General features: G+C 65.0%; 22 protein-coding genes and 1 tRNA gene. 16 read left to right on the top strand and 7 right to left on the bottom strand.

What is annotated here, in order from left to right; all coding sequences use genetic code 11:
• The first annotated feature begins 79 nt into the window (after nt 1-79).
• The 7 genes from yciH to V0Z78_RS09330 all read left to right on the top strand — a co-directional run bounded on the left by yciH (nt 80) and on the right by V0Z78_RS09330 (nt 7091).
• The gene (gene yciH, locus V0Z78_RS09360; RefSeq protein ID WP_409338689.1) at nt 80-382 is read left to right on the top strand and encodes a stress response translation initiation inhibitor YciH; all 303 of its coding nucleotides are present in this window, start codon (nt 80-82) and stop codon (nt 380-382) included.
• Between the two features lie 62 nt (nt 383-444).
• Nucleotides 445-1239, top strand: coding sequence for an NRDE family protein (locus V0Z78_RS09355; RefSeq protein ID WP_336344358.1), 795 nt, complete (start codon nt 445-447; stop codon nt 1237-1239).
• Between the two features lie 646 nt (nt 1240-1885).
• Nucleotides 1886-2713 (top strand): helix-turn-helix transcriptional regulator, encoded by an 828-nt coding sequence (locus V0Z78_RS09350; protein WP_336344357.1) that lies wholly within the window; start codon nt 1886-1888, stop codon nt 2711-2713.
• 221 nt (nt 2714-2934) lie between these two features.
• Complete coding sequence (locus tag V0Z78_RS09345) at nt 2935-3474, top strand: hypothetical protein (protein WP_336344356.1); 540 nt, start codon at nt 2935-2937, stop codon at nt 3472-3474.
• Between the two features lie 425 nt (nt 3475-3899).
• The gene (locus V0Z78_RS09340; RefSeq protein ID WP_336344355.1) at nt 3900-4673 is read left to right on the top strand and encodes a methyltransferase domain-containing protein; all 774 of its coding nucleotides are present in this window, start codon (nt 3900-3902) and stop codon (nt 4671-4673) included.
• A 21-nt stretch (nt 4674-4694) separates the two neighbouring features.
• Nucleotides 4695-4985, top strand: a complete 291-nt coding sequence (locus V0Z78_RS09335) for a GYD domain-containing protein (RefSeq protein WP_336344354.1) — start codon at nt 4695-4697, stop codon at nt 4983-4985.
• Between the two features lie 717 nt (nt 4986-5702).
• Nucleotides 5703-7091 (top strand): GntP family permease, encoded by a 1389-nt coding sequence (locus tag V0Z78_RS09330; RefSeq protein ID WP_336344353.1) that lies wholly within the window; start codon nt 5703-5705, stop codon nt 7089-7091.
• A 52-nt stretch (nt 7092-7143) separates the two neighbouring features.
• Here the strand turns inward: V0Z78_RS09330 and V0Z78_RS09325 are convergent, their stop codons facing one another.
• Complete coding sequence (locus tag V0Z78_RS09325) at nt 7144-8319, bottom strand: mandelate racemase/muconate lactonizing enzyme family protein (RefSeq protein WP_336344352.1); 1176 nt, start codon at nt 8317-8319, stop codon at nt 7144-7146.
• 91 nt (nt 8320-8410) lie between these two features.
• Between V0Z78_RS09325 and V0Z78_RS09320 the strand changes: the two genes are divergently transcribed.
• From V0Z78_RS09320 to V0Z78_RS09285, 8 genes are all read left to right on the top strand, one after another.
• Nucleotides 8411-9412: an LLM class flavin-dependent oxidoreductase gene (locus V0Z78_RS09320; protein WP_336344351.1), complete on the top strand. Its 1002-nt coding sequence runs from the start codon at nt 8411-8413 to the stop codon at nt 9410-9412.
• A gap of 42 nt (nt 9413-9454) precedes the next feature.
• On the top strand, nt 9455-10777 hold the full coding sequence (purD, locus tag V0Z78_RS09315) for a phosphoribosylamine--glycine ligase (RefSeq protein ID WP_336344350.1): 1323 nt from the start codon (nt 9455-9457) through the stop codon (nt 10775-10777).
• A gap of 286 nt (nt 10778-11063) precedes the next feature.
• The gene (locus V0Z78_RS09310; RefSeq protein WP_336344349.1) at nt 11064-11486 is read left to right on the top strand and encodes a hypothetical protein; all 423 of its coding nucleotides are present in this window, start codon (nt 11064-11066) and stop codon (nt 11484-11486) included.
• Nucleotides 11487-11700: 214 nt separating this feature from the next.
• Entirely contained in the window at nt 11701-13224 is a 1524-nt protein-coding gene (locus V0Z78_RS09305) for an FAD-dependent oxidoreductase (RefSeq protein WP_336344348.1), read from the top strand.
• A 50-nt stretch (nt 13225-13274) separates the two neighbouring features.
• The gene (locus V0Z78_RS09300; protein ID WP_336344347.1) at nt 13275-13493 is read left to right on the top strand and encodes a hypothetical protein; all 219 of its coding nucleotides are present in this window, start codon (nt 13275-13277) and stop codon (nt 13491-13493) included.
• A gap of 44 nt (nt 13494-13537) precedes the next feature.
• The gene (locus tag V0Z78_RS09295; RefSeq protein WP_336344346.1) at nt 13538-14053 is read left to right on the top strand and encodes an acyltransferase; all 516 of its coding nucleotides are present in this window, start codon (nt 13538-13540) and stop codon (nt 14051-14053) included.
• A 40-nt stretch (nt 14054-14093) separates the two neighbouring features.
• Complete coding sequence (locus tag V0Z78_RS09290; protein WP_336344345.1) at nt 14094-14492, top strand: DUF2267 domain-containing protein; 399 nt, start codon at nt 14094-14096, stop codon at nt 14490-14492.
• A 54-nt stretch (nt 14493-14546) separates the two neighbouring features.
• On the top strand, nt 14547-15686 hold the full coding sequence (locus V0Z78_RS09285) for a CBS domain-containing protein (RefSeq protein ID WP_336344344.1): 1140 nt from the start codon (nt 14547-14549) through the stop codon (nt 15684-15686).
• 55 nt (nt 15687-15741) lie between these two features.
• Here V0Z78_RS09285 and V0Z78_RS09280 read toward each other — a convergent pair whose 3' ends face one another.
• The 4 genes from V0Z78_RS09280 to V0Z78_RS09265 form a co-directional block, all read right to left on the bottom strand.
• Nucleotides 15742-16506 carry a mechanosensitive ion channel family protein gene (locus V0Z78_RS09280; RefSeq protein ID WP_336344343.1) on the bottom strand — a complete coding sequence of 255 codons (765 nt, stop codon included), beginning with the start codon at nt 16504-16506 and terminating at the stop codon, nt 15742-15744.
• A 1-nt stretch (nt 16507) separates the two neighbouring features.
• Nucleotides 16508-17320 (bottom strand): diadenylate cyclase DacZ, encoded by an 813-nt coding sequence (dacZ, locus tag V0Z78_RS09275; protein ID WP_336344342.1) that lies wholly within the window; start codon nt 17318-17320, stop codon nt 16508-16510.
• Between the two features lie 175 nt (nt 17321-17495).
• Nucleotides 17496-18017 (bottom strand): hypothetical protein, encoded by a 522-nt coding sequence (locus V0Z78_RS09270; protein ID WP_336344341.1) that lies wholly within the window; start codon nt 18015-18017, stop codon nt 17496-17498.
• Nucleotides 18018-18606: 589 nt separating this feature from the next.
• Nucleotides 18607-18691 (bottom strand) — tRNA-Leu (locus tag V0Z78_RS09265).
• Between the two features lie 88 nt (nt 18692-18779).
• Between V0Z78_RS09265 and V0Z78_RS09260 the strand changes: the two genes are divergently transcribed.
• Nucleotides 18780-19088 carry a transcription initiation factor IIB family protein gene (locus tag V0Z78_RS09260; protein ID WP_336344340.1) on the top strand — a complete coding sequence of 103 codons (309 nt, stop codon included), beginning with the start codon at nt 18780-18782 and terminating at the stop codon, nt 19086-19088.
• Between the two features lie 8 nt (nt 19089-19096).
• On the opposite strand, the gene V0Z78_RS09255 is transcribed toward V0Z78_RS09260, so the two are convergent.
• Both V0Z78_RS09255 and V0Z78_RS09250 read right to left on the bottom strand, forming a co-directional pair.
• Nucleotides 19097-19597, bottom strand: a complete 501-nt coding sequence (locus tag V0Z78_RS09255; RefSeq protein WP_336344339.1) for a phosphopantetheine adenylyltransferase — start codon at nt 19595-19597, stop codon at nt 19097-19099.
• 45 nt (nt 19598-19642) lie between these two features.
• Nucleotides 19643-20215, bottom strand: a complete 573-nt coding sequence (locus tag V0Z78_RS09250; RefSeq protein ID WP_336344338.1) for a winged helix-turn-helix domain-containing protein — start codon at nt 20213-20215, stop codon at nt 19643-19645.
• Nucleotides 20216-20243: the final 28 nt, after the last annotated feature.

The raw sequence follows: 20243 nt of genomic DNA, 5'->3' as shown, positions 1-20243 counted from the left end.
GGGGTCGGCCCCCCAAGGCTACCGTCGAGACGGGCCCGACCGGCGCGAAGCTATGGTCTCGGAACGCGTACGGTATCCCGTGGCACGAAAGAAGGGGCTCGGCGACATCGCCGGGCTCCCGCCGGAGCTCGGGATCGACGATGACCTCGCGCGGGCACAACAGCGCGCGAGCATCCGCATGGAGAAACGCCGCTACGGGAAGCCGGTCACGATCGTCGAGGGACTCGATCCCCGCGACGTCGATCTGGCCGAATTGGCTTCACGGCTGAAACGCCGGCTGGGAACCGGCGGCACCGTCGAGGACGGCCGGATCGAGCTCCAGGGCGACCACCGAAAACGCCTGCCCGATCGGCTCCGCGAGGAGGGGTTCCTCCTCGAGTGAGCTGAACGCCGGTCGTCCCGTGGGATCGTGCGTTTATGGCGCTCGCGCATCTACCCACTGCCGTGTGTACGTTCATCGTCGCCTGGCAGGTCTTCCCCGACGCGCCGGTCGTCGTCGCGGCGAACCGTGACGAAGCGCTGGATCGGCCCGCCCATCCGCCGGGAGTGTACGCGGAGAACCCACGGATCGTCGCCCCGTGGGACGAGGAGGCCGGCGGCACCTGGATCGGCTACAACGACCACGGCGTGGTCGCCGCGGTTACCAACCGCTGGATCGACGCCGACCTCGCCGCCGAACGCTCGCGCGGGCTGCTCGTAGCCGACGTCCTCGAACGCGAGTCCGCCGAGGAGGCCGCGAGGTTCATCGAACGGTCGACCGATCGATACGAGTACGACGGGTTCAACCTCGTTGTGCTCGACGAGAACGCCGCACTCCTCCTCGAGTGGGACGGCCGACTCCGGGTCGAGAACCTCGATCCCGGCGTCCACGTCGTCGTGAACGTCGGCGCGGACGACCGTTACGAGATCCCCGCGGCTCGTCCGGAGGTCGGCGAACGACAGGCCGAGAACGCCCGGCGGGCGATCGAGAAGCTCCAGCCCGAACCCGGCGAGCGCGCGGAGGCCTGGCACGAGCGGGCGGCGACGGCGCTTCGCGACCACGACTACGGCTTCTGCGTCCACGGAGACGTCACCGAGGAATCCTCGGCGGACCAGCCGGAAGCGAACGCTTCCGGCAGGGGGTTCGGCACGCGCTCGTCGTCGCTCATTCGGACGGAATCCGACGGGAAGTTCACCTACCGGTTCGCGGACGGACCGCCGTGTCGGAGCGAGTACGAACCCGTGGACGTTCAGGTCTAGATCGTTCTCGTTTCGGCCCTGTTGAAATGCTTCGAATTCGACGAGAACGGCGTGCTGCACACAGAGGATGCGTTCAGCGCGAAATCCGCGCTCATTTCAGCTACTGTGAGATGAACAGTGCGTAGACTCGAGTCTTTGAGTGGGTAGGGCCAATACAGTGTGTCCAAGACGACCAATAGGAGTGGGGTCATGCGAGGGCGTAGACACCGTCGACGAGATAGTGGTCGACCGTCCGTTCAGGAACGAACGGGGAGAGATAGCGGCAGAACCGAGCCGCCGCCGAACACGATGACGATGAGCGCCCACCCCGCCCTGGTCACGGAGATAGATCGGACAGGCCGCCGCAGTATCGCCACGCCGAGAAGTATCGTGACGGCCACGGGAACCACCGTCTCCAGTCCGAGGAGGATAGAACGTGGAAACTTCGTGAGGTCATGAACGAGGTGGCCGCCAATCGATGTGCCGGCGCATGATACGTATGATTCTTCCCAATTCGCACACCGATTGCACCGGTTCGGCGAGACTGGTTTTCCACGGGTTATCTCTATAGAACCTCTGAACGCGTAGGACGGCAGATCAGAGACCGAGGAGGTACGCGACGCTAGATGACCGAATCAGCTATAGTACTGGTACGCGTACACATGCCATGAAATCACACACACAAGGCTCACCGCTCGACGACATCGTGTTTCTCGCGCGGTCAGAACCCCGTGTTATCGCGCTGGCCGCCCTAGCCAGGCGACCGCAGAGCCGGGCCGATCTACTGGCGATGACGGGCGTATCACAGTCCACGATCGGACGCATGCTACGCGCGTTCGAAGAACGCAACTGGATCCGCAGGGACGGACAGCATTACGAGGCAACACAACTTGGCGTGTTCATCGCAGCGGGGATGCGGAAGTTAATCGACCGGCTCGAAACCGAGCGGACGCTCCGCGATGTTTGGCAATGGCTCCCGTCCGATGTGAGCGGCTTCGCGATCGAGATGGTGGCTGATGCAGCCATAACGGTTGCCGAGGAGGACGACCCTTACCGCCCGGTGTACCGGTTCAAGTCCCTGCTCCAGGAAACGGATCGATTTCGGTTCGTTGGGTTCGACCTAGCCTTGTTCGAACTGTGCAAGGACGAGTTCTGTCAGCAGATCATCGACGGGATGCGAGCAGAGATCATCGATCCGCCGAGCGTTGTCGTCCACATCCGCTCGACCTACCCGGAACGGTTTGCTGAGGCGTTAGAGAGCGGCAACCTCACGGTCTGGTTACGTGATGATTTGCCGCCCTACGGCGTCGGGATTTTCGACGATCGAACCGCTATCACCGGCTACGACCCCACCAGCGGGACGGTCAAGGTGTTGATCGATACCGACGCACCAGAAGCCCGTGAGTGGGCAGAGTCGCTCTACGAAACCTACCAACGCGAGCTGCCAACGCTCGCTCTCAAACGGGCTGAGCGAGCAACGGCACATACGCCATGAGCATCGGCGGGACATACCGACGGATACCTCGATAAGAGCGTTATCGCCGGGGTACTCGGTGTTGGGAGTGTGCTCCGGTAAAGAGATGATCGGTATAGTGGCCGGTTCACTGGTTTGCAGCCGGTGTTCTCCTTGCAGCCGATGAAAGCGGGTTAGCGGTTGCCTGGAATCCACTAGCTAGCTACACTATCCCCCGAGTCATATCGTCTCTCGGTGGTACAATGAGTACGGATCAAGCAACCATCGACCAACACGAGACAGACTATGAACTCGAGCGTGGGCTCCGGCATGGTTCTCTCCTCATGGCGCTTGCGGGCGTCGCCTTTATCGGCTATGGGTTGGTCTTCCTCGCCCGGACGTTCTTCGGTACCGGCTTCGAGCTCGGCGTCGCAACCCTCAACGGAGTCACACCGGCGGACCTCGACGCCGTCGACCCCGCGATCATGCACTACATCAATCATCTCCACGTCGCCACTGCGGCGTTCATCATCGCTACAGGGATCGCCGTGGCAGCGCTGGCGTGGTATGGGGTGCGAAGTGGGCAGCTATGGGCGTGGACGACCGCAATCGTCGCCGCTGTGGTCGGGCTGGGAATCGCGCTTCCGATGCACTACGCAGACCTCTTCACCCACAACTGGGTGACGCACCTCGGGCCCATTTACCTCGCGACGATCGTGTTCGTGGTGGGGGCCGGGCTTGCATACAGGGGCGTCCGATCTGAACCTCAGCTAACAAACCCTGACGGGGACGCTGGATCCTAGTGGACCGTTCTAAATTTTAGTAGATCGATAGTCGAATGGGGTTGGCTGACGAGATGTATCGTCCGCTCGCCCTCGAACCCGCTGGTAGCGTGACGACAACGTGGCGTACAAGCGCATTAAGCCCTCCTCACTACTAGTTTCGATGGGTAGTCGCCACCGGAGATGCCTGCTGGTGGAGACTCACCGGCTGGAGCGGTGATCCCACTGGCGGACAGTTCACTGCTTACCTCTGGTAGTCGGTTTTCACCAGTTGCAAGGCGGGCAGTGGCTGCGGGAATGTCACGAGATAGCTATCTAACCCTCACGCTCGTATCAGCTTTCGCTGAAAGGTAAAACGAACCTATGTCCAACGACCAGCGAGTCACTCATGGTGATACCGCTGCCGCGGCGGCCGGGACGGCCGCTGACTGAGAAGGTGATCATGGATGGCTGAAACACTCGACATCGACAAACTTGAACGAGAGGTCAAAGCAGTCTACCGGGACGTCGCCCGAACGCCGAACGAGGAGTTCCACTTCGAGATGGGGCGCCCGTTGGCGGAACAACTCGGCTATTCGCCGGCCGATCTCGATCGGATACCTGACGAGGCGATCGACTCCTTCGCAGGGGTGGGCTATCACTTCGATCTCGCCAACTGCCAGGACGGCGACGACGTGCTTGACCTGGGCAGTGGATCGGGAATGGACGTCTTCGTCGCGGCGCTCCACGTCGGCAACACTGGAAGCGTGACCGGTCTCGACATGACTAACGAGCAACTCGAGAAGGCCCGGGGATTGCGCGACGAGGCGGGACTTGAGAACGTCTCCTTCGAGCGGGGGCACATCGAGGACCTCCCGTTCGAGGACGAGACGTTCGACATCGTAGTCTCGAACGGCGTGATAAACCTCTCACCGAAGAAGGAGCGCGTCTTTGAGGAGGCGAGCCGCGTGCTCAAACCGGGAGGCCGGGTGGCGCTCTCGGACATCATCAGCGAGACCGAGATGCCCGACAGCATCAAGACCAATGCGGATCTCTGGGCGGCGTGTATCGGCGGTGCCGAACAAATCAATGAGTACACGTCGATGATTGAAACGGCCGGCTTCGATGTGGTCGAGGTGAGGGAGAATCCGCAATACGAGTTCACGTCGAACCAGGCGCAGAACGCCTGTCAGAAGTACGGCGTGAAGAGTATCTCGCTTGGGGCGCACAGCAGCCAATAACAACCGTCTATGCCGACGTACGTGTTCCTGACCAACTTCACCCCTCGGGGAATCGAAAACGTCCACGACAGTCCTGACCGGACCGAGAAGGCGAAAGCCTTGGTCGAGTCGATGGGCGGGACGTGGCGGGCGTTTTTTTACACGTTGGGACGATATGACGGTCTCGTTATCGCCGACTTCCCGAACGATGATATCGCGGTGCAAACGGTACTCACGCTCGCCAGCAGTGGTAACGTCACGACCGAGACGCTGCGGGCGTTTACATTCGATGAGTTCCGCGATATCATCGATGCTATGAGTGATGTTGTGTGACAGGTCCGAGTTATCGGGCCCCATCAGCTACCTGGGTATTGAGGCGTGTAGCGATTCACCGTCTCATTGGAGTTATCCCGACTCGGGGAAGTTCGGCTTGTTCGCGGGGTCAGTTCCCTTCGGGTCACCTAACCAGCGTACGCTCACCAGATGCCTGGTCGAAGACGCAGAGATGGCTTACTGGAACGGAGAGGACTGACCGTCACTTGACGAGTCGATATCCAGCACTACATACCTGTTTCGTCTTCAGCACGACTTCTGTGACCTATCGCTAATCGAGGGATTCCACGAGGGCTCTCGTTTTCGCTCACTCGATCGGGATGCCCCCTACAATCCTTCGAAGGTATCCGGTGCATCCAGTTCGTTCCGTGACGAGGGTGGTCCCCGATCGTTGGATCCACTTGAGGTCAGGAGTTGGGCGTATGTAACACAGTCGCTGCGGTCGACACACGACTGTACTCCCGTTTTCGAGCCACGGAACGTCCGCCCGCGTGTCGAAGTCGTGAGTACCCTTCCGTCTCCTTCGTGAGGAGCGAGAGCGCCGCCGTGCCGTCGCTCGCCGGGATGATGTCCGTCACTCCTCGTTGCGGACTACCGCCACTCAACCATCCCGTAGCGGGCGGTAAGCCCGCTGATGGATCCATGAACCATCGTCGATCGACTTGGTTTCGCAGTGGAAAACTATTAAATACCCATTATTCATGGAGGGTACACGTGATGTTCGACACTACCATACTCCAGTTAGGGGGACAGGGCCCGGTCGTCGCGCTCCTGGCGGGGATCGTGGCGATCGTCCTTCTCCTGGTCGTCCTCGACCTGCCACCGTTCATCGCGCTCGTCGTGGCGGGGCTCGTCGTCGGTATCGTCACGCCGGAGGTCGCATTTGCAGAGATCCCCGGCGAGTTCGCCGCCGCGTTCGGTGATGGCATGGCCGGGATCGGTATCCCGATCCTCATGGCGGCGGTCATCGGCAAGTCGATGGTCGAAAGCGGCGCCGCGGATCGCATCGTACGCGGGTTCAGCTCGGTCGTCGGCCAGGACCGGACCGAGCTATCGCTGTTCGGAAGCAGTTTCGTGATCGCGATACCGGTCTTCTTCGACAACGTCTTCTATCTGCTCGCGCCGCTGGCGCGAGCGGCTCGCTCCCGGACGGGAGGGAACTACGCGCTGTTCATCGTCGCCATGGGGGGAGCCGGCGTGGTCACGCACGGGTTCGTTCCGCCGACGCCCGGCCCGCTCCTCGCGGCTGGCGAACTCGGCGCCAACATCGGAACCACGATCATCACCGGCGTCCTCGTCGGGCTCCCGACCGCGCTCGTCGCCGGTCTCGGATACGGGTACGTGATCAATCGCCGCATGGACATCCCGCTGCGAGACGCGATGGGGACCTCGGTCGACGAGCTCGAGGAGAAGGTCAACAGGCCGACCAGCGCCCTTCCAGGGCTGTTCGAGTCGCTGCTCCCGATCCTGCTGGCGGTCCTCCTCGTAGCCGCGAACACGGGCGTCGAGACGTTCGTCGGCGAGGAGAGCACACCGGCGGCCGTCACGGGCTTCTTCGGCGACCCGAACTTCTCGCTGACGATCGCCGCGCTGGTCGCGGCGTTCACGTTCTACCGCATGAGCGACCTCTCCTCGGAGACGTTCTCGGACGAACTCACGGAGGCGCTCAAGAGCGGCGGTAACATCGCCGCGATCACTGCCGCCGGTGGTGCCTTCGGCGCGATGCTCGCGGCGGCGGGTGCGGGCGAGTACATCGCCGGTGCGCTGGAAAACGTCGGGTTCGGGCTCCTCGTGACGGCGTGGGTGATCGCCGCCGGGGTGCGCGTCGTTCAGGGATCGGCGACGGTCGCGATCGTCACCACGGCCGGCATCATGGCGCCGTTCACGGGCCAGCTGACGGTCAATCCCGCCTACATGGTCATGGTGATCGGCGCGGGTGCCTCGTTCTGTTCGTGGTACAACGACAGCGGCTTCTGGATCGTCAAGGAGATCGGCGGGCTCACACAGGCCGAGACGCTCAAAACCTGGACCGTGTCGACGATACTGATCGGGATCGTCGGTCTGATCAGCTCGCTCGTCTTCGCGACGATCCTCCCGCTCGCCTGAGGCGGTCGGAAGTCCGTATCTTTAAAAACTGGGAACGGTTTCGCAGTCGGGGTTATCGCAGCTCGACTTCGCGTTTCTCCCAGTCCTTCTCGAAGAGGTTGATCGTGTGGACGCCCTCGCCGGTGTAGGTGTGTTCCTCGACGACGTCGTGGTCGAGTTCGATGCCGAATCCGGGCCCCTCGGGCACCTGCACGTAGCCGTCCTCGACCTCCAGTGGCTCCGTGAGGAGGTCGTCGACCCAGTCGACGTCGTAGGTCTGGAACATCTCCTGGATCAGGAAGTTCGGCGTCGAGGTGCAGAAGTGCGAGTAGATCGCGCCCGCGACCGGGCCCTGCGGGTTGTGTGGGGCGATGCTGACATGGTCGGCCTCCGCGAGCCCCGCGATCTTCTTTCCCTCGGTGATCCCGCCCGTGTTCATCAGGTCGGGCTGGAAGACGTCGACGTCCGTCCGTGTGACCAGCTCGAAGAAGTCGTGTTTGGTCATGTGGCGTTCGCCGGTCGCGACCGGGATCGGCGACTTATCGGCCACCTCGGCGAGGCTGTTGATCGAGTCCGGCGGGCAGGGCTCCTCGTACCAGGTGGGGTCGAACTCGTCGAGTTTGCGCGCGATGTCGACCGCCTGGGCGGCCGAGAATCGCCCGTGGCACTCGATCAGGAGGTCGACGTCCGGGCCGACGGCCTCTCGGACCGCCCGAACGATGTCGACCGAGCGGTTGACGTCCTTCTTCGACATGTGCTGCCAGGCGGTACCGAACGGGTCGAACTTCATCGCGTCGTAGCCGTCGTTGACGACGCGCTCTGCGGCCTCGGCGAACCCCTCGGGCTCGCCTCCGGTGTCGGTGTACCAGCCGTTGGCGTACGCACGCAGCTCGTCACCGTGAACCTGCCCGCCCAGCAGGTCGTAGACGGGCGTATCGAGCAGTTTGCCCTTGATGTCCCAGCAGGCCATGTCGACTGCCGAACAGACGGTGGTGTTGATGACGTTCTTCGAGAACCACTCGTCGCGGTACATCTCCAGCCAGATGGCCTCGGTGTCGAAGGGGTCCTTTCCGATGAAGAAGTTCGACATCTCCTCGATGGCGGCCGCGACGGTGCGGGGCTTGTCGTGGGTGGTGGCCTCGGCGAGACCGGTCACGTCCGCGTCGGTCTCGAGTTCGACGAACACCCACGGTTTCCAGGGGTTCGCGACGATGTACGTCTCGACGTCGGTGATCGCTACGTCCTGCATCAGGTGGGCAATCGAACCGAGGCAAGTAATACTACCGGCAGAGGCGTGGTCCGGGCGGGCGCTTATCCCATCGTGTATCGAACTGGCGGGCATGGAACTGGGTCTCGGACTTCTGAGCGCACAGCGACTGCCGGGTGACGACCGTTCCGCGAGCGAGCGCTACGGCGAGGTGCTCGAACTCGGACGGGCAGCCGAGGACGCCGGCCTCGACAGCGTCTGGACCTCCGAGCACCACTTCACCGACGACGAGTACCTCTCGGGGACGATGCCGACGCTGGGGGCGCTCGCCGGCGCGACCGAGGAGATCGAACTGGCCTCGGGGGTCGCGCTGACGCCGTTCTACGATCCGGTTCGCCTCGCCGAGGACGCCGCAACCGTTCAGGCGATCTCGGACGATCGGCTCACGCTCGGCCTCTCGATCGGGTATCTCGACTTCGAGTTCGAGAACTTCGGCGTCCCCAAGGACGAACGCACCGACCGCACCGAGGACGCGATCGAGCTGCTGCGGAACGCCTGGGAGCCCGGTTCTCTCGGATACGACTCCGACTTCCACCCGATCTCGCCCGACGCCGAGGTGACGCCGACGCCCGACGAACCCCCCGAAATCGTGCTCGGCGCACTCGCCAAGCCCGCGGTGCGCCGAGCGGCGCGGATGGGCGACGGCTGGTGTGCGAACGAGATGCTCTCGGTCGACGACATCGAGCTCAGACAGGACGACATCGAGCAGGTTCGCGAGGAAGAGGACATCGGGGGCGAGTTCACCACCTACGTCGTCCAGTACGGCTTCGTCGGCGACACGTACGAAGAAGCCTGGGAGACGCTCCGGGACGGCTACTTCTACCAGCAGCGAAAGTACCAGGAGTGGGCGGAGGGCGAGGAGGTCGACGAGTTGTCCGACGAACAGAGGGAGGAACTTGAGGAGCGGGCGATCGTCGGCACGCCCGAGGACGTGGCCGAGGAGCTCGGGGAGTACCGCGACGCGCTCGGCGAGGACGTTCACTTCGTCTTCCGGCCGTACGCGCCCGGGATCGAGAACGAGGAGCTTCTCGAGTGTATCCGACGACTCGGCGAGGAGGTCGCGCCTCGCCTATAGGGAAGGACAATCTTTACCGTAGGGCCCGCGCGTCTCTCACCCATGACCGAAACCGTGCTGCTGGTCGGCGGCGGCGGACGCGGACACGCGATCGCGCGTGCGCTCGAGGGGACCGACTGTGAACTCTACGCGTGTGCCGAGAACCGGAACCCGGGGATCGCCCGGATCGCCACGGGATTCGAGACGCTCGAGACGACGAACTCGAGCGCCGTGACGTCGTACGCGGAGGAGGTCAGTGCGACACTCGCCGTCGTCGGCCCCGAGAAGCCCTTAGAAGCGGGCGTCGCGGACGCCCTGACCGAGGCGGGCGTCTTCGCGTTCGGCCCGAACGCCGACGCGGCACGAATCGAGACGGACAAGGCCTATCAGCGCCGGTTCATGCGCGAACACTCGATCCCGGGCTGTCCGGCGTTCGAGACGTTCGAGGACACCGAACGGGCGTGCGAGTACATCGACTCATCGGAGACGGATCTCGCGGTGAAGCCCGCCGGGCTCACCGGCGGCAAGGGGGTGAAGGTGATCGGCGATCAAGTGAACAGGGACGAAGCGAAGCAGTACCTCAGGGAGAACGACTACGACCGCGTCGTCCTCGAGGAGCGCTTCGTCGGCGAGGAGTTCACCGTCCAGGCGTTCGTCGCCAACGACACGTTTCGGGCGACCCCTGCCGTACAGGACCACAAACGCGCCTACGAGGGCGACGAGGGGCCCAACACGGGCGGGATGGGAAGCTACAGCGACGCCGGCCTCGAGCTGCCGTTCATGACCGAGGAGGAGTACCGCGAGGCCGTCAGGATTCTCGACGCGACCGTCGAGGCGCTCGACGACTATACGGGAGTTCTCTACGGCCAGTTCATGCTCACCGCCGACGGCGTGAAGGTGATCGAGTACAACGCCCGCTTCGGCGACCCCGAGGCGATGAACACGCTCCCCGTGATGAACACGGAGTTCCTCGACGTGCTCGTCGCCGCCCGCGAGGGCGAGGAGCTCCCGAAGCTCTCCTTCGCCCCGCGAGCGACCGTCTGCAAGTACGCCGTGCCCGAGGGCTACCCCGAGGACCCGTCGGGAGGAACGCGGATCGCCGTCGACGAGGAGAGCGTGAGACGCGCGGCGGGCGACGGATCGGGAGACGCGAACGACGCGCAGCTGTTCTACGCGAGCGTCGACGAGCGCGAGGACGGCATCTACACCACCACCTCGCGGGCGTTCGCCGTCGTTGGGATCGCCGAGACCATCCCGGAGGCCGAGGCGATCGCCGATGACGCCCTCGCAGGGGCCGACGAGGGCGTCAGGATCCGCCACGACGTCGGCACCGAGGCGCTGGTACAGAAACGGATCGATCACGCGAACGAACTTCGCGGGGATTGATAGGGACGGAGTCGCCGTTCTGCGGTGTTCGATTCCTCGATGCGGCGAACCGGGAACGAGTTACGAGGGTCCGGCTGTGTCGAACATTCAGCGAACGCGGTATTCTATCGGTTACTAACGGTTTCAGCGAGAGTCGAATAACGGAATCACGCATAGGGGGTCGGAACGTGCCGACGCTGGTAGTGCATGCCGCAGTCTTATGCGTTCGTTCCCTCAAAGTGGAGACTGGTACCATGATCGAAACGACGACACAGACATCGGAGACGACGCGAAAGGAGGAAGACCGATGGTAGCCGACCTCGGTGCCGTGATCGGCGAGGTCCTCCTGCAGGCGAGCGGTAATCAGGAGGGGATCATCAGTGCCGTCTTCGTTCTTCTCGTCAGCCTGCTCATCGGCACGGCGGCGATCCACCTCGGCGCCCAGGTGATGATCGACCGCGACACCGGGTTCATCCGGGCCGCCATCACGGCGCTGATCGGAGCGGTCGCGTACACGCTGGTGGGATTCTTCGTCGGCTGGATCCCGCTGCTGGGTCCGCTCCTCATGCTCATCGTGTGGATCGGCGTCATCAACTGGCAGTACCCCGGGGGCTGGGGGACGGCGATCGGCATCGGGCTCATCGCCTGGATCATCGCCATCCTCATCCTCTTCGCGCTCACCTCCCTCGGCATCGTCACGCCCGAGGCGCTGGGCATCCCGGGCGTATAGGGCACCGCCCTTCCGCCCGGTTCTACGGACCTAGATCCCTTCGCCACGGAGACGGCATCGGTCCACACGTAGCGACGTAGCCACCTGAAGAGACTCTCGCTGGACGATCTGCCGTTTCTCTCGATCGGTACGGGTTTCGAGAGAGGGGACTCTCCGTATAGACACCGGCAACTGCAGGGGCAACGACGAGGGGGGTTCCGTTGATGGTACGGCCATGAGCGAACACGGCCGGACCAGAGACGAATCGGCATGGCTCGCGACCACCGACGGCCCCCGGTTCTCGCCGCTCGAGGACGGATACGACGCCGACGTGGCGGTGATCGGGGCCGGAATGGCGGGGATCGCGACGGCGACCCACCTGAAGGAACGCGGACGAAGGGTCGCGGTGATCGAGCGTGATCGGGTAGCGGCGGCGGTGACGGGCCACACCACCGCGAAGGTCACCTCCCAGCACGGCCTGAAGTACGATCAGCTGATCGAGACGGTCGGCGAGGAACGCGCACAACAGTACGCCGACGCGAACGAGGCGGCCCTCGAGGAGATCGCCGAACGGAGCGAGGGGCTGGACGCCGAGTTCGAGCGGTTGCCGGCGTACGTCTACGCCGACGACGCGAGCGATCGCGAGCAGGTCCGCGACGAAGTACGGGCGGCGAAACGCCTCGGCCTGCCCGCGGAGTTCGCCGAGGACGGCGACCTCGACCTTCCCTTCGAGACCGGGGGTGCGATCCGATTCACCGACCAGGGCCAGTTCCACCCCCGGAAGTACGTCCTCGGGCTCGCCGAGTCGATCCCCGGCGACGGGAGCGCGATCTTCGAGGAGACGCGCGCGACGGATCTCGACCCCGGCGACCCCTGCCGGATCGAGACCGATCGTGGGACCGTCACCGCCGACAGCGTGGTCGTCGCGACCCACTTCCCGGTCTTCGACCGTGGGGGCTACTTCGCGCGGATGAAGACGAAGCGTTCGCACGTCGTCGCCGTCCGGATCGCGGGCGATCCCCCCGAGGGGATGTACTACAACACCGGCCAGCCCTATCGCTCCATCCGATATCACCGTTTCGAGGGCGAGCCACTGGTGCTGGTCGGTGGGGAGAACCACGAGACCGGCCAGGGCGGTTCGACGAAGGAACGCTACGACCGCCTCGAGTCGTTCGCCCGCGAGCAGTTCGACGTCGAGGAGGTCGAGTACCGCTGGTCGACGCAGGACTACAGCCCGTTCGACAGCGTGCCGTACGTCGGCCATCTCGGTCCCGCCCGCGAGAACCTCTACGTCGCCACCGGCTTCGGCGGCTGGGGGATGACCGGCGGGACCGCGGCGGGCCGGATCGTCTCCGGGCTGATCTGTGACGGCGAGCATCCGAACGCCGAGGTGTTCTCGCCCGCGCGGGTGAACGCGAAGTCGGCGAAGTCGCTCGTAACGCACAACGCGGAGGTCGGCGCACACTTCACCGCCGACTGGGCGAAGTCGCTGCTCTCGGAACGGGAGGCGACGCTCTCGCCGGGCGAGGCGACGACGGTCAAGACCGACGACGGGCCCGTGGGCGTCCACCGCGACGAGGAAGGGGAGATCAACGCCGTCTCGGTGATCTGTCCGCACATGAAGTGCGTCCTCCGGTGGAACGACGGCGAGGAGAGCTGGGACTGTCCCTGCCACGGATCGCGGTTCACTCCCGGGGGGAAGGTGCTCGACGGGCCGGCGATCGAGGACCTGCCGCGTCGTGACGCACGTGAAAAGTGACGGCACTTGCCGGCACGAACCTTTCGCCCGTGGCCGTTCTCCTCCGCTCCATGGGAGAAGACGACGAGCCAGCCTACGGCAGCAACGACGTGAACGACGAGGACGGACAGTACGGTGGAACCGGGGACGGCGGGGACGACAAGAGGAGTGCGGGCGCCGAGGGGGACGTGGAGGGCGAGAGGACCGACGATAACGGTGACGACGAGTCCGACGACGACGAGTCCGACGACGACGAGTCGCTCGGCCAGGACGAGACCGACCCCGAGTAGCCCGACCGTACGGATTCAAGGGTACGCCCGGCCAATGGCGGGGCGTGAGCGACGACACCCCGCCGCGCCACGACCGCGTCGCACGCCACCCCACTCCCGGCCCGGCGAACTCGTTGTGGTCCTGGCCGGAGGCCCGCCACCCGCTGCGGGTAGCGATCAACTACGCGGCCATCGTGGCGGCGCGTCACTCGCCGAGCCTCCGGACCAAGAACTGGCTGTTGCGGCGGATCGGCGTGACGATCGGCGAGGGGGTGTCGTGGGGGCTCGAATCCACGCCGGACGTGTTCTGGCCCGACCTCATCACCGTCGAGGACGGCGCGATCATCGGCTACGACGCCACGCTGCTCTGTCACGAGTTCCTCCAGGACGAGTACCGGACCGGCCCCGTCGTCGTCGGCGAGCGGGCGATGATCGGCGCGGGTGCGGTCGTCCTCCCCGGCGTCGAGATCGGCGCGGGCGCGAGCGTCGCCGCGAACTCGCTGGTCGTCGAGGACGTTCCTCCCGGGGTGACGGTCGCGGGCGTGCCCGCGGAGGTGCGCGACCGGGATCCCGGCGACTGACGGCACCGGGTTGAAGGAGCTCTCGGCCGAACCTCGGACCATGGAGCCCTCCGAATTCTACACGATCGTACGCCAGCAGGCCGACCTGAAGTCGGTCGAGGAGGCGGAAGACGCCAGCAGGCCCGTTCTCCGAACCCTGGGCGAACGGTTGTCGGCCGGCGCGGTCGACGACCTGACGAGTTTCCTGCCCGAGGAGATCGCCGCGGCGCTCGAGACCGACTCGGAGCCCGAGTCGTTCGGCCCCGAAGAGTTCGTCGCTCGCGTCGCCGAGCGGGCGAGCGTAGACGAGGAGCTCGCGAGACGCGTGACGCGGGCGACGACCGACGCGATCGCGGAGGCGGTGCCCGGAGACGAGTACAGGAACGTCCGCCAGCAGCTCCCCGACGAGTACGGCACGCTGTTTCAGGGGGTAGAGAACGCCGGGGGCCGAGCGACGTAGACGCCTGAAGCTGCAAGGCTAACGTTAAACAGCGGGAGGAAAGCACCATCGAACATGGACGTCAGCGACATCGCGACTGACGAGTACGTTCGGGCTCGTCCCGACGAGACGGTCGGCGAACTCAGATCGACGTTCGAGGACGCGAACCCCGGCGGGATCCTGGTCGTCGAGGACGGCGAGTGCGTCGGAGTCATCACTCCCCAGGAGCTGCTTCGATCCCAGACCGACGACGAGACCGCCGCCCGCCAGGTGATGAAGGCGGTCCCGGTGGTCGACCGCACCGAGGGCGTCCGCGAGGTCGCCCGCCTGCTCGTCGAGAACGAGACGCGGGTCGCACCGGTCTCCGTCGAGGGTGAGCTCTGGGGTGGGGTGACCCAGGACGCGATCCTCGAGGCCGTCCTCGAGAACCTCGACGTGCTGACGGTGAAGGAGATCGCCACGCAGAACGTCGTCACCGTCACCGAGGACGATACCCTGAGCGAGGCGATCAACCTGCTTCGCGAGCACGGCATCTCGCGGCTCCCGGTCGTCGAGAACGGCCACCGTCCGATCGGAATCGTCACCGCGGACGACCTCGTCGAGTTCGTCGTCCGCGATACCCGGAAACAGTCCGTCGGCGACCGGGGTGGGGACTCGCCGACCCTCCGCGAGCTCCCCGTCGAGAACGTCATGGACCGGCCCCCGAAGACGACCACGCTCGAATCCACCGTCTCGGAGGCGGTCTCGACGATGCTCGAGCAGAACGTCGACGGGCTCGTGGTCGTGCCCGAGTACGACGAACGCGTCACAGGCGTGCTCACGAAGACCGACGTGATGCGGGCGCTCTCCTATACGCGGGAGGAGGTCATGGACGTCCAGATCACCAACATCGATCTGCTGCACTCGACGAGCCGCGAGGAGATCGCAGAGCGCCTCGAGGAGATCACCGGCAAGCACCGCAAACTCGACGTCCATCACGTTCACGTCCGCTTCCAGGAACACGAGGAGGAGCTACGCGGCCGCTCGCTCGTGCGCTGTCAGGTCCGCATGTGGACCGATCAGGAGGAGCTCGCGGGTACCGGCGAGGGCTACGGCGGCGACGAGGCGCTCTCGATCGCGCTGGACAAGCTCGAGCGCAACGTGCTCGAGCTGAAGGGCGAGCGAAGCGACGAGGAGTACCGCGGCCAACTGCTTCGGACGCTCGACGAGCTCTGAGGGCCGCGCTCGCTTCACCGGATGGTTCGGTTCGTCGGCGGACCCCTCGTCGACGTCAAGGACGGCGTTTGCTCGCGCCCTCCTCGAACACCGTTCGGTTGGGGACGATGTACTCGATGCCGTCGTCCTCGATTCGGGTGATGAACAGTTCGACCTCCTGGACGACGCCGTCCCGGTCGCCGATTCGTACCCGGTCGCCGATGCCGTAGGGCTGGTTGAGGAAGAGATAGAGCCCCGCGGCCCCCGAGGCGAGGAGGTCGCGGCCCGCGATGCCGCCGAGGAAGACCAGCCCGAAGGCGTAGACCGAGAGCAGGATCAACAGCGCGGAGGTGGCGACGCCGAGCTGGCCGAGCGCGATCAGAACGGCGACGTAGATGATGCTGTACTTGACGATCGTGCCGATGAGCGCCACCTCGGGGACCTTGACGCTGCGCAGCCGTTCGTTGACCAGTACCTCGGCCTTATCGCCCGCGATGATGCCGACGATCACGGCGAAGGCGGCGATGAACACCCGCGGCAGCAGCCGGGCGACCTGCTGCCAGAACAGTCCCGGTTCCAGCACGCGTGCGACGTACAGCGCGACCAGCACGCCGACGCCGTAGATGAACCAGGAGCTCAGCCGCGAGACGACCGACACCGTCGAACTTCCGAGTCCCTGGGCCGTACGCTCGAAGGCGGTCCCCTCGACCGCCTCGGAAACCCCGGCGGCGATCAGCAGCTGCTTTGCGAGCTGGCCGAAGACGTAGCCGATGACGAGGATCCCGAAGAAGACGAGCACCGCCCATATGATCGGGTCCCACACGAACGGGAAGCTCACCATCTCAGTACTCCTCCGGATCGATCTCCAGGACGAGTTCGCCCCCCTTGAACGCCCGGACGAGGCCGTCGGACTCCGAGAGGACGATCGCGGTGGCGTTGGTGTCGCGCGTGATCGCGCCGCCGGCCATGTGCCGGGCCCCGAGTCCCTTCGGGATGTCGACGCCCTCCGCGGCGGGCTCGAGGTAGCGGTAGGCGGAGACGATCTTCCCCGAGTCGCTGATGACGAACGCGCCGTCGAGCCGCGAGAACTCCTTGAGCATCACGCTCACGATCGGATCGCCGACGTGGACGTGGGACTTCTCGAAGGGGTTGTAGCTGAGCGGGCGGGACTTGTTCATCACGTTGCCGGCGTCGCCGACGACGAACAGCGCACCCACCGGCTTTCCCTTCTGGCCCTTCTTCCCCAGGTCGATCGCGACTTCGAGGACGGCGCGGATCACCTCCGGTTCGGCGCGGGAGTGGGCGAAGAGGTCGTAGAGCGTCGAGTACATCGTGTCGGTGGCCCGGACCCGCGAGACGGTGTCGATCTCCTCGTCGAAGATGCTGGTGGCACAGGCGACGACGTCGCCCTCGTCGATCAGCTCCTTGCCGATCGCCGCGCCGAGTCCGAACTTGACGCGGTCCTTGACGTCGGTGAACTCGAGGGGAATTTCGACGAACCGATCGGCGTCGACCCCGTTCTCGGTGCCGACGACGAGCACGTCGACGTCCTCGAGCGCGGCGAAGCGTTCGTAAAGGGAGGTGCCCGGAGAGAACAGCGCGACGGCGTCCACGTTCTCGACGATCCCATCCAGAAGTTCGGAGACAGCACTCATTATGGGTATCACTCCGGGCGCGCGAAAAAGCGTTGTGGGACTGCGTTACACGTACGACGGACGGCGGACGACTGTCGGGAGCGAGGCGAGCAGGAGTGCGGTCGACTCGAGCGGTGTCATCGGGACGCGGGGAGCATGCCGTTCGATCCGACGTTCGGCAGTTCGTCTCGCAGTTCTACCGGGACGCTTCCTCGACTCCGAGAGTTGCTCGCCGGTTCCAGAGGGAGTAGCCGATGACGACCCACGCGAGACCGAAGAGCAGTTCGGGGCCGACCCACGCGTGATCGACCACGCCCATCGTGACGAGGGTGTATCCGATCGTCGCGGGAAGTCCGACCGGTAACGCGACGATCAGGAGCCACGCCGCCGCACGCGGGGCAGCGTCGCTCCGAAGCATCGCGATACCGAGTACGATCGCTCCGAGGAGCGCGACCAGTAGCCCGAGCAGATAGGCGATGAAGAACGACTCCCCGGAGGACGGAACCCAGCCTATTGCGGCAGAGCCGACGACCATCGGAACTAGGCCGATCGCCACGAGCGCCATACCGAGGTGCGCGAGGCGGCCGAACCAGCCCCGTTCGCTGGCGTAGAACGCCACGAGCCCGACCGCGATGAGCGCGGCCATGATCGCCGCGAGCTGATCGCCGATGGAACCGCTCTCCGGTTGAAGCCCTGCGAACAAGATAAGGGCGTTCACCACTGCGACTACTCCGCCGAGTACTGCCGCCAAGCCGCCGAAGCGGATCCAGCGTCCCTCGGGTATCGATTCCACCTTCCGTTGCCGTTCGTACTGAGCCATCGTGACCGCTCGACTCTCCCAGACCGCAGAAAACTGCCAGCTCGGTAAGAATCGTGTAGATAGATGGCGTCCGGATGGCTTAATCGTTGCGTAGAATCGGGACTTCGAATTACGGGGAAGGAGTTGGATTTCGCTCATTCAGTGGTTACGATTTCGGAGTTCACGCCGATCAACTTCGGACTCCTGAGGTCGAATTCGCTCTGCGATTTCGTCGGTAATAACGATCGAATCTTTCGAAGCAACAGTAATCGCTCTCCTCCCGCGAGCGAAGCGAGCGGTCGCGGCGAGCGGCCAACGGGAGCGAGCCGCGTTTTGGTGCAGCTTTTGCCAGCGGAGCGAGCGCTAGCGAGCGGAGTGCAGCAAAAGGTGCGCGGGACCGGATTTGAACCGGAGCGAGACGGTCCGACTCACTCGCTTCGCTCGTTCGTCGGCTGCGACTCGCAGGGTTCAAACCGGCCCTGCTCCCTCGCTCACTTCGTTCGCTCAGTGCGCGGGACCGGATTTGAACCGGCGGACCCCTACGGGACAGCGTCCTAAGCGCTGCGCCTTTGGCCTAGCTCGGCAACCCGCGCGCACCGATTACTACCCGCCGAGCGCGATAAAAACCCGTCGCTGTCGTCCGGTCCGGGGGTTTATTTCCGGCGACGACCAATTCGCGGCGTGTACCGCGCAAGCGATCGCCTGGAGAACGAACGGTGGCTGACCGACCTCCAGCGGGCCGCCGACAGCCTCGATCTGGGGAGCGAGGCGCGCTCGAACGCGGAGGACCTCTTCCTCTCGACTGTCCCGGAGAACGACCGCTCGAAGCCCGCGGCGGTCGCGGCGAGCCTCTACGCAGGCAGTCTGATCGCGGGCGACCAGCGCTCACAGGGCGCCGTCGCCGACGCGGTCGGCGTCACCCGGCTGACGATCCAGCAGCGGTGGAAGCCGCTGCTCGAACGCGCCGGACTCGAACCGCCGACCTGGTGACTCGGAACTCAGCTCTCCTGTCGTGCGCCACGACCCTCCCGCTCGGGCGTGAGGTTGCCGTGCTCATCGATCTCGCCGCGGATGATCCGCGTACTCGAGACCACGCCGCCGTCCTCGGCGAGCAGGTGCTCGACGACGACGATCTCGAGGGGGTCGTGTCCCCGCTCGCGACGTCGCTCGTTGATGCGTTCGCCGCCCTCGTGCGTCTCGGGCGAGACGACCAGCGCGTCGAACTGCGGTTCGATCGCGATGCCGGTCGGCTCGTCGAGCTCGCGGATCTCGTACTCCCGGTCGTGGTCACAGTCGTCCTCGATCGCCGCGAGTTCGTCCTCGAGCCGCGACCGCCGCTCCTCGAAGGGCCGGATGGGGCGGTCCTCGTGACGGGTCTCCGGGGCGAGGTCGTCGCTGGTTAGTCCTACCGTCACGTCACCCAGCTCGAAGGCGCGTTCGAAAAGAGCCCGGTGGCCGTCGTGTATCGGATCGAACGTCCCACCCAGCGCAACCTGCATGTCGAAGGCGATGTGAGCCTGTGGCTTAGTGGCTTCGGCTGTGGGTTACTCCTCGTTCTCGTCGGTGCTGGCGTCCCCGGCGTCGACGTCCTCGGCGGGGCCGTCCGCGTCCGGTTCGATGCCGACGTCGTCGACCGTGATGCTGATCGGTTCGGCGGGCTCGCCGTCGTCGCTCTCGTCGAGATACCGATCGAGGTTGATCACTGTGTTGAGCTCGTCCTGGACCTGGTGGACGATCCCGCCGACCAGTTCGCTCGGCGCGATCGCGGTGTACTCGTAGGGGTTGTTGCCCGCGCCCTCGTTCTCGCGTTTTCCGCGGTCGACCTTCCCCTCATCGTGGAGCTCCGCGAGCGCCTCGCGGACGGTACTGGGGTAGAGACCCGTCCCGGCGGCGACCTCCTCGCTCGTCGAGCCGGGGTACTGGCGGAGGTAGACGTAGATCCGAGCGCGCGTCTCGGTGTCGAGCACCCACGCGAGCAGGTCGACGATCCCCCGGTCGAACTCCTCGACGGCCCGGTCCGCCCCCTCCTCGATTCGCGTTCGGGCGTCGCGCTCGGCCTCGGTTTCGTGGACGTCGACGGGGATCTCGTCGTCGACGTTCGAGTCGTCTCCAGACATGTCCTCTCTGGAGGGACGGAAGGCGACG

This window comes from Halalkalicoccus sp. CG83, from assembly GCF_037081715.1.
Lineage (GTDB): Archaea > Halobacteriota > Halobacteria > Halobacteriales > Halalkalicoccaceae > Halalkalicoccus > Halalkalicoccus ordinarius.
This window is presented reverse-complemented; position numbering and strand designations above follow the sequence as displayed.

Excerpts from the sequence above, each read along its gene's own strand:
- V0Z78_RS09330 (WP_336344353.1), top strand. The coding sequence starts at position 5,703 with ATGTTCGACACTACCATACTCCAGTTAGGGGGACAGGGCCCGGTCGTC.
- V0Z78_RS09255 (WP_336344339.1), bottom strand. The coding sequence starts at position 19,597 with ATGCAGGTTGCGCTGGGTGGGACGTTCGATCCGATACACGACGGCCAC.
- V0Z78_RS09280 (WP_336344343.1), bottom strand. The coding sequence starts at position 16,506 with ATGGTGAGCTTCCCGTTCGTGTGGGACCCGATCATATGGGCGGTGCTC.
- V0Z78_RS09325 (WP_336344352.1), bottom strand. The coding sequence starts at position 8,319 with ATGCAGGACGTAGCGATCACCGACGTCGAGACGTACATCGTCGCGAAC.
- V0Z78_RS09320 (WP_336344351.1), top strand. The coding sequence starts at position 8,411 with ATGGAACTGGGTCTCGGACTTCTGAGCGCACAGCGACTGCCGGGTGAC.
- V0Z78_RS09340 (WP_336344355.1), top strand. The coding sequence starts at position 3,900 with ATGGCTGAAACACTCGACATCGACAAACTTGAACGAGAGGTCAAAGCA.
- V0Z78_RS09285 (WP_336344344.1), top strand. The coding sequence starts at position 14,547 with ATGGACGTCAGCGACATCGCGACTGACGAGTACGTTCGGGCTCGTCCC.
- purD (WP_336344350.1), top strand. The coding sequence starts at position 9,455 with ATGACCGAAACCGTGCTGCTGGTCGGCGGCGGCGGACGCGGACACGCG.
- V0Z78_RS09300 (WP_336344347.1), top strand. The coding sequence starts at position 13,275 with ATGGGAGAAGACGACGAGCCAGCCTACGGCAGCAACGACGTGAACGAC.
- V0Z78_RS09310 (WP_336344349.1), top strand. The coding sequence starts at position 11,064 with ATGGTAGCCGACCTCGGTGCCGTGATCGGCGAGGTCCTCCTGCAGGCG.
- dacZ (WP_336344342.1), bottom strand. The coding sequence starts at position 17,320 with ATGAGTGCTGTCTCCGAACTTCTGGATGGGATCGTCGAGAACGTGGAC.
- V0Z78_RS09345 (WP_336344356.1), top strand. The coding sequence starts at position 2,935 with ATGAGTACGGATCAAGCAACCATCGACCAACACGAGACAGACTATGAA.
- V0Z78_RS09250 (WP_336344338.1), bottom strand. The coding sequence starts at position 20,215 with ATGTCTGGAGACGACTCGAACGTCGACGACGAGATCCCCGTCGACGTC.
- V0Z78_RS09305 (WP_336344348.1), top strand. The coding sequence starts at position 11,701 with ATGAGCGAACACGGCCGGACCAGAGACGAATCGGCATGGCTCGCGACC.
- V0Z78_RS09350 (WP_336344357.1), top strand. The coding sequence starts at position 1,886 with ATGAAATCACACACACAAGGCTCACCGCTCGACGACATCGTGTTTCTC.
- V0Z78_RS09290 (WP_336344345.1), top strand. The coding sequence starts at position 14,094 with ATGGAGCCCTCCGAATTCTACACGATCGTACGCCAGCAGGCCGACCTG.